Source organism: Pseudomonas sp. Irchel 3E13, from assembly GCF_900187455.1.
Classification (GTDB): domain Bacteria; phylum Pseudomonadota; class Gammaproteobacteria; order Pseudomonadales; family Pseudomonadaceae; genus Aquipseudomonas.
In genome coordinates this window covers 1-12,159 of the sequence record NZ_FYDX01000021.1, presented here as the reverse complement: position 1 = coordinate 12,159, position 12,159 = coordinate 1, and the positions used below count along the sequence as shown (strand labels likewise).

The window sequence follows — 12,159 nt, the reverse complement described above, 5'->3', positions numbered from 1 at the left end:
GGTGCCGCTCAGCGTTTATTTCTGAGGGCCTCGTTAAGCTGATCGACCATCACGATCCAATCGGAATCCTCAATGAACTGGTCCTTGAGAAAGGCCCTCTGCGAGGGCGTCCAGAACGGTGCATCCACCAGCTTGATTTCATTTTTGAGCGGCGAATGGCTGGTGATGAATTGATCGATGCCCTTGGGATCGTCGGGCAGGCCAAGCTGTTTGAACAACTCCGAGAATTTGTGGTTGGTCAATTCCATGGGGCACTCCTTGGGCTGGGGGGTTAAGGGATTGATCGCCTTGGGGAGTGAAAGTTTAGGTCAGGGAATGGTCGGTGCTGTTTTGGGGCTCAGAGGATCTGGTTATGGCCACCAAGTGCTAGGCGATAGTTCTTCAGCGCTTTCAAGATTGAGCGCCGCCGGCGCATCGCGAGCAAGCTCGCTCCTACAGTGATTGCAACGTGCCATGGCCTGACAGACATAGGTACGTTGCAAACCTCTGTAGGAGCGAGCTTGCTCGCGATGCGCGGGCGGCGCTCGATCTCAAGGACCCTGAAGACATGCCAGCCCCGCCAATTACCAAACCCCAATCTTCACCACACTGTCCTCCCGCGGTTCGCCATACCTGAACCACTGCCCTCGCCGTTCGATCTCGGCATGGCTGATGGTGGTGCGGCGCTTCAAGCCGCGCAGCCATTCCCACAAATACCCCTGATGCTCCTCGCGCACCGCCGCATACGCCGGGTCAGCGCCAAGGTCGTTCAATTCCTCCGGGTCATTCTCCAGGTCGAATAACTGCGCCCTGAAACCGTCATACGCCAGGTACTTCCAGCGCTCGCTGCGCACCATGGTCATGCGGCAACGGTCGATGGGCTGGCCCAGCCGTTCCCGCGCCGGTGACTGGAAGGCGTAGTCGTACTCGGCAATCGCATAGCGCCGCCAGTCCGATGCAGTGCCGTGCAGCAGCGGCACCAGCGAACGCCCCTCCAGTCGGTGGTCGGCGGGCGGCAGGCCGAGGGCGTCGAGGAAAGTCGGTACGGCGTCGATGGTTTCCACCAGGCGCTCGTCCACCGTGCCCCGGGTGGCGTCCGCCTGCGGTCGCGGGTCCCGCACGATCAACGGCACACCCACCGCCGGCTCCAGTAAAAACTCCTTTTCCCCCAGCCAGTGGTCACCCAGGAAATCCCCGTGGTCGCTGGTGAACACAATCAGCGTGTCGTCCCAGCGCCCGCTGCTCTGCAGCTCATAGAACAGCCGGCCGAGCTGGTCGTCGATCTGCTTGATCAAGCCCATGTACGTCGGGATCACCTTCAATCGCACGTCGTCGCGGGAGAAATTCACGCTCTCCTGATGCTGGCGAAACGCGGCGTACACCGGGTGGTCGCTGAGCCGCGATTCCTCGGCGCGCACCGCCGGTTGCACCTGCGCGGCGCCATACAGCGCGTGGTACGGCGCCGGGGCGATATAGGGCCAGTGCGGCTTGATGTACGACAGGTGCAGGCACCACGGCTGCTCGGCCTGTTCGCGGATGAAGTCGATGGCGCGGTCGGTGGTGTAGACGGTCTCGGAATGCTGTTCCGGCAGGCGGGTCGGCAAATGGGCGTTGCGCATGTGCCAGCCGCTGAGCACCTCGCCGTTTTCGCCCTCGGCGGCGTTGGCCCAGGTGTGCCAGGGGTTGTCGCCGTCGAAACCGTGCTCGCGCAGGTAACGGGTGTAGGGCGCGGTTTCGCGTTTGTCGCTGAACAGCGGGTCGTCGGGGAAGATGCCGTCATGCCGCACATAGGGCTCGAAACCCACCTCGTTGAGCTGCTCGACGGCAGCGCTGGCCGGGTCGAGGTGCAGGTGCTGCTGGGCGTCGAGGTTGGGCGTGGCGTGGGTCTTGCCCACCAGCGCGGTGCGGATGCCGGCCGGGCGCAGGTAGTCGCCGAGGGTCAGTTCCTCCAGCGGCAACGGCACGGCGTTCCACGAGACCTGATGGCTGCTGACGTAACGGCCGGTGTAGGCCGACATCCGCGACGGCCCGCAAATCGTGCCCTGGGTGTAGGCGCGACTGAAGCGCACGCCGGCTGCCGCGAGACGGTCGATGTTCGGCGTGTGCAGGTGCGGATGGCCGTAGCAAGACAGGTAATCGCGACGCAGTTGGTCGCACATGATGTACAGCACGTTGCGCACGGGAGAAGGCTGGGGCATGGCAGTCACCGGATGAAAGGGCAGGCGACTGTTTTCGCCGCCACGGCGCCCGGCGACAAGCGCATTTGCCGAATACCGGCGATGCGTCCGGCGCAACGCCTCACACGGCCAGGCGTTCCAGGGCGGCGGCGTCGAGGTCTTCCTCGTTCTGGTCGGTGCGCACGATCTGCTCGATCATCGCCTCGGCCAATGGCGCCAGGCGTTGGCGCGCGCGGCTGACGATGCCGTAGCGGGTGTAAAGCTCTTCACAGTCGTCGTTCAGCCCGTCGATCTTCAGCCGCACCAGCTCGCCCCGCGTGCTGCGCAGGCTGTCGCTGTAGGCGCCGCAGATGCCAATGGCGTTGGAGTGCAGGACCACGGTGAGCAGGCTGTGGCTGTTTTCGCATTCGACATTGGCCTCCACATCCGGGTGGCCGCTGAGGTCGGCGATGACCTTGCGCAGGTTTGGCGGGCGCAGGGTCACCGCCAGCGGGTACTGCAGCAATTCTTCGGCGCTGACACTGGCGCGGGCGGCCAGCGGATGCCCGGCGCGACAGCAGAAATACCAACGGCGCGGTTTCAGGCGCAGGGTTTGGTAAGTGGGGTCGGCCTCGAAGCTGCGGGTGTCGGCGACGAAGAACTCGAAGTCTTCGGCCAGCAGGCGGCGGTTCAGGCTCTGCCAGTCATCCACCTGAAACTGCACCCTCGCCTTCGGATACCGCTCGATAAAGCCGGCGATAGCCCGCGGCACCAGCCCAGCAGCGGGCGCCGGGCCACAACCAAAGCGCAGTTCGCCGGCTTCCAGGCCGTTGAACTGGCGGATCTCGTTGCTCAACTGGCACGCGCCACTGACCAGCCGGCGCGCATGTTCCAGCACCACCAGGCCCTGCTTGGTCGGCGGCAATTCCTTGTTCGAGCGATCCACCAACTGACACCCGGCGCTGTGCTCCAGCGCCTGAATGCTGCGGCTGAACGCCGATTGCGAGAGGTTCACCGCGCTCGCCGCGGCGACGAAGCTGCGGTGCTCGGCGAGGGCGATCAGGTGGCGGAGTTGGCGAAGATCGATATGCATTTTTCACATAAAAAGTATCGGGCAAATGCATTTGCTCTGCCTCGGTTGCACTCCTTATAAAGGCAATCTCTTATTCGGTAAACATATGTAAAAACATAAATAAATAACTTCAGGGAATAAGAATTTCCTGAACAGGAGCCGCTCATGAGCCTTTCGTCTTCCGCTGCACCCTTGTCTTCACGGCGGCTCAAGCGCCTGCCCCTGGCCTTGCTGCTGGCGGGCAGCGCGCACTGGCTGCCGGCGCAGGCCGCCGATGCAGGCCGCGCCGAGCCAGCCCCCGCCGCCAAGGCCGACAGCCAGTTGAAGACGGTCACCGTCACCGCCCGCCGCCGCGAAGAAAGCGCCCAGGACGTGCCGACCCCCATGAGCGTGCTCGACGGCCAGGCCCTGGAAAGCCAGCGCATCTACCGCATCCAGGACCTCCAGCAACTGGTGCCCAGCGTCAACGTCGCCTACATGCATGCGCGCCAGTCCAGCGTGTCGATCCGCGGCCTGGGCAACAACCCGGCCAGCGACGGCCTGGAAGGCAGCGTCGGGCTGTACCTCGACAACGTCTACCTCGGGCGCCCGGGCATGGCCGTTTTCGACCTGATGGACATCGAGCAGCTTGAAGTCCTGCGCGGCCCGCAAGGCACCCTGTTCGGCAAGAACACCACCGCCGGGGTCATCAACATCAGCACCCGCGCGCCGAGCTTCACCCCGGAACGCAGCATAGAAACCTCGGTGGGCGAGGACGGCTACTTCCAGACCAAGGGCACGATCTCCGGTCCGCTCAGCGACACCCTCGCCGGCCGCTTCTCGGCCTACCGCACCCGCAACGACGGCGACATCAAAAACGAATACGACGGCCACACCCTCAACGGCGGCTCGCGCCAGGGCTTCCGCGGGCAACTGCTGTACAAGCCCAACGAGCGCTTCAACCTGCGCTGGATCGGCGACTACAACGAGGAAGATTCCAGCGCCGGCACCCGCGTGCTGTTCAGCACCGGGCCGACCATCAACGGCGTCAACCGTTATGAAAGCCGTGCGGCGGCGGCGGGTGCGACGCTGGTCGACGGCAGCAAGCGCAAGGTCAATCTGGACAACGACCAGCACGTCACCGTGTTCCAGGGCGGCACCTCGCTGGAAGCCAACTGGACCCTCGACAATGACTTCACCCTGACCTCGGTCAGCAGCTACCGCTGGTGGGATTTCACCCCGCGCAACGACGACGGCCTCAACGTGCCGGCGGCGTACAACGCCGGGGTCTCGGTGCGCGATAAACAGTGGTCGCAGGAATTTCGCCTGGCCTCGCCCACGGGCGGCTTCTTCGACTACGTGCTCGGCGCCTACTACTTCGGCTCCGACCTGGATAACCGCTCCTTCAACTACTACGGCCCGCAGGCCGACATCTGGAACGGCACGCCGACCGGCGCCCTGGCCAACGTCACTACCCTCGGTAAAGGCCATATCGAAACCGACAGCTTCGCGCTATTCGCCCAAGGCACCTGGCACCTCAGCGACCGCCTCGATTTCACCGCGGGCGTGCGCGGCACCTATGAAGAGAAGAGCGCCCGGGTCAACCGCAACGCTCCGCAGGGCGGCGCGGCCGTCGCCGGGGCGGCGGCCACCGCGCGGCAGGGCCGGGTCGGCGCCTACGAGTCGGGCGACCTCAACCAGTACAGCGCCAGCCCGTCGGGGTTGCTCAACCTCAGCTATCGCTTCAGCGATGACCTGCTCGGCTACGCCACCCTGTCCCACGGCGAGAAGTCCGGCGGGGTCAACCTGACGGTGGCCACCGCGCCCGTCGCCGGCGCCGATTCGCTGCTGGTCGGCACCGAGCGCGCCAACAACGCCGAGCTGGGCTTCAAGAGCACGCTGTGGGACAAGCGCCTGCAACTCAACGCCAACCTGTTCTGGACCCAGGTCAACGGCTACCAGACCAACGCCTACGACGAAGCCAACCGCGTGCAGTACCTGACCAACGCCGGCTCGGTGCGCTCACGCGGGGTGGAATTCGAAAGCACCCTGGTGCCGGTGCGCGGGCTGACGCTGAACGTCAACGGCTCCTACAACGACGTCCGCTACCTCTCCTACAAAGATGCCCCGTGCCCGCCGGAAGTGTCGTTGCAACCGGGTGCCCCGGCGTCCTGCGACCTCTCCGGGCACCAGGTGGTCGGCGCCTCGAAATGGATCGCCAACGCCAACGGCCAGTACCAGTGGGACCTCGCCAACGGCCTGCAACCCTACGTCACCGCCAGCTATGCGTTCCGCTCAAAAGCGGTGGGCGTGGTCGAGGATTCGGACTACGCGCGCATCCCCAGCTACGCCGTGGTCAACCTCTCCACCGGCCTGCGCGGCGACCTCGGCCAAGGCCAGTGGGATGTCTCCCTGTGGCTGAAAAACGCCTTCGACAAGACCTACTACACCACGCTGTGGAGCGCGGCCAACGGTGGCTATGAAGGCCTGCTCGGCACGCCGCGAACCCTGGGCGTGACCGGTCGCTACGACTTCTGAGGCGATTTCCCCATGCCTTTGAGGAATATTTTTCATGCCGCAAAAGCATGGCGAAATGCCCGCATCGCTACAGCCCTTGAAATACGTGGGCTGTAGCGATTCGGCAAAACCTCATATTCGAACAAGTTCTATCCATAACTTTAAAGATTACTTTCAGAGATAAGCGTCTCGCCCCGATCATCCACCGCAAGCGAAGGCGCTTTTCATCCCTGACCGACCGCCTTCGAAGGAAATGCATTGAACCCCCAGGAGTCTATCAATGGGTAATGTCCAGACCGCCGCCAGCGCCCTCGATGTGCTGTGGCGCCCGGCGCCGGGCGAACTGGTCGATCTCGGCCGTCCGCACCGTGTTCCGCTGGCGCAGCAGCGCTTGCAGCGCACGCCGCGCAGCGCCCTGAACCGTCGTGAGAAAGTCCTGCTTGGGGTGTTTGCCCTGGTGTTGCATGGCGCGGCCGCGTACTGGATCAGCCAGGCGCCGACCCCGGTTCTGCCGGTCGTACCGCCAGAAATTCCACCGATGACCATCGAATTCTCCCAGCCGGCGCCGCCGGTGGTAGAGCCGCCGCCGCCCGTGGTCCAGCCACCGCCACCAGTCGAGCCGCCACCACCGGTGGAAGACGAACTGGCCGTGAAGCCGCCGCCGCCCAAGCCTGTGCCCAAGCCAAAACCTGTGCCCAAGCCCGTGCCAAAGCCGGTACCGCAGCCGCCGGTGCAGACACCACCGCCGACCCCGGCTCCACCGGTCGCCGCGCCACAACCGCCGGCACCGCCCGCGCCCGCCCCGGTGACCCCGGCTTCGGCCAACGCGGCGTACCTGAAAAACCCGGCGCCGGAATACCCGTCGCTGGCCCAGCGTCGCGGCTGGGAAGGCACGGTGCTGCTGCGGGTCAAGGTGCTCGCCAACGGCAAGCCGGGCGAGATCCAGATCCAGAAAAGCAGCGGACGTGACCAACTCGATGACGCCGCGCTGGCAGCGGTAAAGCGTTGGAGCTTCGTCCCGGCCAAGCAGGGCGATGTCGCCCAGGAAGGCTGGGTGAGCGTGCCCATCGATTTCAAGATTCGCTAACCCAAATTCGCGTAACCCGAGAGAGAACACATCATGAGCGTATTGGCCTCCCCACTTGAATCCATCGAAAGCGCGGTGATCTGGCTGCTGGTCGGCTTCTCCGTCGTCACCTGGGGCCTGGCCCTGGTCAAGACCGTGCAGTTTGTCCGCCTGAAGAACCAGGACAAGCGCTTCCACAAACAATTCTGGGCCGCGTCCAGCCTCGACTCGGCCGCCGACCTGGCGCAGACCCAACCGGGTTCCGCTGCCCGCGTCGCCCAGGCCGGTTATGCCGCCATCGCCGTTGGCGAGCCTGGCCATGCCGCTGACCTGAGCCAGTCGATCAACCATCAGGACCGCCTGGAACGTGCCCTGCGCCAACAGATCGTACGTGAACGCCGCTCGCTGGAAACCGGCCTCGCCGTAGTCGCCAGTATCGGCAGCACCTCGCCGTTCATCGGCCTGTTCGGTACTGTCTGGGGCATCATGGAAGCCCTGAAAGGCATCAGCGCTGCGGGCTCGGCGAGCCTGGAAACCGTGGCCGGCCCGATTGGTGCGGCACTGGTTGCCACCGGCGTGGGTATCGCCGTCGCCGTCCCGGCGGTGCTGGTTTACAACTACTTCCTGCGTCGCCTGAAACTGACCGCCGCCGACCTCGACGACTTCGCTCACGACTTCTACAGCCTCGCGCAGAAGAGTGCCTTCCGCGTCATCGCCCACCCAACGCTGCACAAGGCCAACACCCAGGCCGGCCAGCCCGTGAAAGAGGCGGTGTGACATGGCTTTTTCGACCCAGGACAGTGATGAAGTACTGAGTGAGATCAACGTCACCCCGTTGGTGGACGTGATGCTGGTACTGCTGGTGGTGTTCATCGTGACCGCGCCGCTGCTGACCAATGCGATCCCGATCAACCTGCCCAAGACCGAGGCCGTGGCCCCGGTGGAACAGAAAGACCCGCTGGTGGTGAGCATCGACGGCGCAGGGAAGGTGTTTATCAACAAGGACGAAATCCAGCCGGATCTGCTGGAGATCAACTTGCAGACGGCCAAGGCCAAAGACCCCGATGTGCGGGTGCAACTGCAGGCTGATGACGGTGTGAATTACGGAGAAGTGGCCCGCGCCATGGCTTCCATCGAACGTGCGGGGATTACCAAGTTGTCGGTGATCACCGCCCGCTGAGCAACACGCAACTCAGGCAAACTTGAAGGCCGGTCCTGTGGCAGGGGCTGGCCTTTTTTTGTGACAGGTGTAACGGGGACCCCAGGTTGACGAAGAGGTCAGGCAGCGGTAGATTTGCCCCCATCGATACGGACCGGAACCCGAAAGGGGGTATCGATTTCGGAGGCGAAAGCCTCTCCTAGCCAGTGAGCGGGATAAGCGAAGGCGAAAGAACAGGCCGATATACAGATTCAGCAAAAGCCCCGAGTGCGAAAGCCTCGGGGCTTTTTGCTTTCAGGCGCTAGCCGAGGGGTTTTCAGGGTTCTCAAGATCGAGCGCCGCTCGCGCGGCGCATCGCGAGCAAGCTCGCTCCTACAGACAGAGGTTTGCAACGTGCCTATGTCTGTCAGGCCATGGTTGGCAGCCTTGTTTGTACGACGCGGTATCGAGTCGACCTCAACAGCCTCCCCGCGATTCATCGCCAAGCGCCAAGAGCAGGCAACACCTCTCTGTCAGGCCATGGCACGTTGCAACCAATGTAGGAGCGAGCTTGCTCGCGATGCGCCGCGCGGGCGGCGCTCGATCTTGAGAGCGAAAAATATCTATCGGCATGCGCCTGGTGGCCCTGACGCGACCTTCAGAAAGGCCTATTCCAGACACCTGCAAACACAAAGTTTGTGGAACCCAAAACTCCTAGGACGTACCCTACGCGGTCTGTCGGTCCCACCTTCCTTGCCCGGGAAACCCACACCCTCTAGGCTTCTCCGGTCGCTGTCAAAGCGGCGATCGGGCGTGGAAACCCGGGTATTGGAGAGCAGTCGCTATGGCGGCTGTGCGCGGGAGGCCTTCGGGCCTGCCGGGCTCTCCAGTGCCCCGGTTTTCCACCCCGCGTACAGCTGCCACCCTATCCGTGTGGAAACGGTCGGGTATCAGCTCCATATCGCACTGGAGTTCTTGATGAAAAAAATAGTCCCCGACCCACCCCTATCCCCCACCTGCACGCGCCACTTCGGCGAATGCCCCGCCGACCACCCTCCTCTGTTTTCCGTCAACGCCGGTATCGACCCCCACAGCACGCTGGTTCACGCCTCGATGTTCCTCCGCTGCGCTTACTACTCCGCCCAGGAAGCGACCGGACAAGACGCCGGCAGAGCGAACTTCGTCTGGCTGGCGATGCACGGCGTGGAAGCCGCCAAGGCGCTGATCGATGCCCTGATCGACGGCATGGAAAAGGCCGAATGGCAGCAAGCCACCGAGTAACCACAACGGGACCGCACTGCGGTCCTTCTCTTGTTTTGGTTATTAATAAATAGCTTCTTATTCCTTTACGGATATAACCCCAGCGCTAATACTTGCCGGCATGCACGCAACCGCAGCAGGAGGTAATTCCCCATGCGCAACGAGTCGATCCGTTACCTGATTGTCCCCGGCTGGCAAGGTTCGCCAGACGAGCACTGGCAAAGCCATTGGCACAGCACGCTGCCCAATAGCGCCCGTGTCGAGCAGGCCGACTGGCTGACACCGAAGCGCGAGGATTGGGTCGCCGCGCTGGAGCAGGCGATTGCCGCCGACGACGCGCCGGTGATCCTGATCGCTCACAGCCTCGGTTGCATCACCGTTTCCCACTGGGCGGCCCAGGCCAGCCCGGCGCTGCTGCGGCGAGTACGCGGGGCGCTGCTGGTGGCGCCGGCGGATGTCGAACGCCCAGCCTGCGCGCCGGCGCTGCGTAACTTCGCACCGATTCCCATGCAACAACTGCCCTTCCCGAGCCAGGTGGTCACGTCGGACAACGACCCGGCCGTCAGCGCCCCACGGGCGATGCAACTGGCCCGTGCCTGGGGCGCCGAAGCCGGCGTGCTCGGCGGCGCCGGACACATCAACGTCAAATCCGGGCATCGCCGCTGGGAGCAGGGTTTCGCCTACCTGTACCGCCTGCAAAGCCGTCTGGAACAAGGCGCCCTTCGCCGCGCCTGATTCCACCGCACTCTTTTTCTTTTTACCGCTTAACGCCCGGGCCAGGAGTGCCCGGGCGGGAGTTTTGCCATGACTGCACAAGACACTTTCGGCCAGCCGCTGCTGACCTTCCCCGAACTCGACAAGAGCCCGCTGAGCATCCGCGCCAAGGCGCTGGTGTTTGTCGATCCGCGTTCGCGCCAGTTGCGCGAGGAACTGGAGATTCTCGCGCCGCTGGCGCTGCCGGTGCTGATCCGTGGCGAATCCGGCACCGGCAAGGAATTGCTGGCCCGGCAGATCCACCGCGCCAGTGATCGCGGCGGGCTGTTCGTCTCGGTCAACTGCGGGGCGATCAGCCCGACTTACGCCGATGCCGAGCTGTTCGGCTACGCCGCCGGCGCCCACAGCGGCACGGCCAGCAGCCGCGCCGGCTGGTTCGGCTCGGCCAACGGCGGAACCCTTTACCTCGACGAAATCGCCGACCTGCCGCTGGCGATTCAGGTCAAGCTGCTGGCGGCGCTGGAGAACCGCGAGGTGACTCGCGTCGGCGCGCAGCAGGCGCATTCGGTGGACGTGCGCCTTGTCGCGGCCACCAGCATCGACCTGGCCCAGGCGGTGGCGGCGGGGCGCTTCCACCAGCGCTTGTACGACTACCTCCACGAAGGCCGGCTGGAACTGCCGGCGCTGCGCGAGCGGGTTGGCGACATCCTGCCCCTGGCCGAGTACTTCATCGGGATCTACAGCCCACGGCTGAACCTGCCGGTGCCGCTGCTGAGCGAGGCGGCGCAGCGGGTGCTGGAGTTGCACGACTGGCCGGGCAATACCCGCGAGCTGGAGAACGTCATTCACTTCGCCCTGTTGCTGGGCAGCGGTGACGAGATCCTGCCGGAACACCTGAATTTGCCGACGCCACTTTCGGCACTGGCCGAACGGCTGGAGCACATCAGCAAGCAAGGCGACGCCGCGGAGCGTCGTGCGTTGCAGCGTTTGCTGGAGAAAACCCTGTTGCGTCTCACGCAAGCCGCGAGCTAGAGCGTTGCGCACCCTGCATGGTCGCATTCGAACAAAAAGGCATAACCAGCTAAGCAAAAGATATTTTTAAGGAATAAAAAATCTCGGTATTGTCCGCCTCACGCCGGGCAATACGGGCCCGGCCAACCAACACTTACCGAGGCCCACAAGGCGCGGATACCAATAAGGACTGCACATGAAAAAGACGTTGTTGATGACTGCCCTGGCCGCCGCGCTGTCGGTTGCCGGTTTTGCCCACGCCGGTGAAAAACTGGTGGTTGCCGCGACTCCGGTTCCCCACGCTGAAATCCTCGAGCTGATCAAGCCGACCCTGGCCAAAGAAGGCGTGGACCTGGAAATCAAAGTCTTCACCGACTACGTGCAGCCGAACGTGCAGGTTGACCAGAAGCGTCTGGACGCCAACTACTTCCAGACCCTGCCGTACCTGAAGAACTTCAACGAAGGCAAAGGCACCAATCTGGTGACCGTGATCGGCGTTCACGTCGAACCGTTCGGTGGCTACTCGAAGAAGGTCAAGAGCCTGAGCGAGCTGAAGGAAGGCGCTACCGTGGCCATCCCGAACGAGGGCAGCAACAGTGGTCGTGCCCTGCTGCTGTTGCAGAAGGCTGGCCTGATTACCCTGAAGGATCCGAAAAACGCCCTGGCGACCCCGAAAGACATCGCCGAGAACCCGAAAAAACTGAAATTCCGCGAACTGGAATCGGCCATGCTGCCGCGTGTGCTGGACCAGGTGGACCTGGACTTGATCAACACCAACTACGCGCTGGAAGCTGGTCTGAACCCGGCGAAAGACGCGCTGGTGATCGAAGGCAGCGACTCGCCTTACGTGAACTTCCTGGTGGCACGTCCGGACAACAAGGACAGCGATGCCGTCCAGAAACTGGCCAAGGCCCTGACCTCGCCTGAGGTGAAAACCTTTATTGAGAAGAAATACAGCGGCGCGGTACTGCCGGCGTTCTGATGGACTGAGGCGCCAGGAAACCGAAGCTGAATCGTAAAAACCGCCGTTGCGGCGTAATGCCAGTCAGTCAGGCCAGTTGTGGCCTTCGCGAGCAAGCTCGCTCCTACAGAATCGACACTGATGAGCCGCGCCCCAAAAGTTGGACAGTAATTGTGTAAGGCTACGCGGCCTGTGCTCTGTAGGCTACAGGGCTCAGGCCGCCGAGCTTCATCTTGATGCGTTCGTGGTTGTAGTAGCGGATGTACTCGTCAATTCCGACACGTAGTTGGTCGATCGTCTCGAAGC

12 protein-coding genes are annotated in these 12,159 nt (G+C 63.5%); 8 read left to right on the top strand and 4 right to left on the bottom strand.

The features are described 5' to 3' along the window. Nucleotides 1–8: 8 nt before the first annotated feature. From CKW37_RS28410 to CKW37_RS28400, 3 genes are all read right to left on the bottom strand, one after another. Entirely contained in the window at nt 9–248 is a 240-nt protein-coding gene (locus CKW37_RS28410) for a DUF2789 domain-containing protein (protein WP_095159430.1), read from the bottom strand. Nucleotides 249–563: 315 nt separating this feature from the next. Further along, nucleotides 564–2,177 (bottom strand): alkaline phosphatase family protein, encoded by a 1,614-nt coding sequence (locus tag CKW37_RS28405; protein WP_095159429.1) that lies wholly within the window; start codon nt 2,175–2,177, stop codon nt 564–566. Nucleotides 2,178–2,277: 100 nt separating this feature from the next. Beyond that, a complete protein-coding gene (locus CKW37_RS28400) occupies nt 2,278–3,228 on the bottom strand; it encodes a LysR family transcriptional regulator (protein WP_095159428.1) in 951 nt (316 codons plus the stop codon). A 144-nt stretch (nt 3,229–3,372) separates the two neighbouring features. Here CKW37_RS28400 and CKW37_RS28395 point away from each other — a divergent pair, with 144 nt between their 5' ends. The 8 genes from CKW37_RS28395 (at nt 3,373) to CKW37_RS28360 (ending at nt 11,874) form a co-directional block, all read left to right on the top strand. Further along, nucleotides 3,373–5,724, top strand: a complete 2,352-nt coding sequence (locus CKW37_RS28395) for a TonB-dependent receptor (RefSeq protein WP_095159427.1) — start codon at nt 3,373–3,375, stop codon at nt 5,722–5,724. A 259-nt stretch (nt 5,725–5,983) separates the two neighbouring features. Then, nucleotides 5,984–6,790, top strand: coding sequence for an energy transducer TonB (locus CKW37_RS28390; RefSeq protein WP_095159426.1), 807 nt, complete (start codon nt 5,984–5,986; stop codon nt 6,788–6,790). Between the two features lie 33 nt (nt 6,791–6,823). After that, nucleotides 6,824–7,546: a MotA/TolQ/ExbB proton channel family protein gene (locus tag CKW37_RS28385; protein ID WP_095159425.1), complete on the top strand. Its 723-nt coding sequence runs from the start codon at nt 6,824–6,826 to the stop codon at nt 7,544–7,546. A 1-nt stretch (nt 7,547) separates the two neighbouring features. Beyond that, on the top strand, nt 7,548–7,949 hold the full coding sequence (locus tag CKW37_RS28380; RefSeq protein ID WP_095159424.1) for a biopolymer transporter ExbD: 402 nt from the start codon (nt 7,548–7,550) through the stop codon (nt 7,947–7,949). A 936-nt stretch (nt 7,950–8,885) separates the two neighbouring features. Next, the gene (locus CKW37_RS28375; RefSeq protein ID WP_095159423.1) at nt 8,886–9,188 is read left to right on the top strand and encodes a DUF3077 domain-containing protein; all 303 of its coding nucleotides are present in this window, start codon (nt 8,886–8,888) and stop codon (nt 9,186–9,188) included. Between the two features lie 132 nt (nt 9,189–9,320). Then, nucleotides 9,321–9,902, top strand: coding sequence for an alpha/beta hydrolase (locus tag CKW37_RS28370; protein WP_095159422.1), 582 nt, complete (start codon nt 9,321–9,323; stop codon nt 9,900–9,902). Nucleotides 9,903–9,971: 69 nt separating this feature from the next. Continuing rightward, complete coding sequence (locus CKW37_RS28365; RefSeq protein WP_095159421.1) at nt 9,972–10,913, top strand: sigma 54-interacting transcriptional regulator; 942 nt, start codon at nt 9,972–9,974, stop codon at nt 10,911–10,913. Between the two features lie 175 nt (nt 10,914–11,088). After that, the gene (locus CKW37_RS28360) at nt 11,089–11,874 is read left to right on the top strand and encodes a MetQ/NlpA family ABC transporter substrate-binding protein (protein ID WP_095159420.1); all 786 of its coding nucleotides are present in this window, start codon (nt 11,089–11,091) and stop codon (nt 11,872–11,874) included. A gap of 160 nt (nt 11,875–12,034) precedes the next feature. Here the strand turns inward: CKW37_RS28360 and CKW37_RS28355 are convergent. Beyond that, nucleotides 12,035–12,159: IS3 family transposase (locus tag CKW37_RS28355; protein ID WP_143501896.1), on the bottom strand; the 125-nt coding region annotated here is incomplete at its 5' end.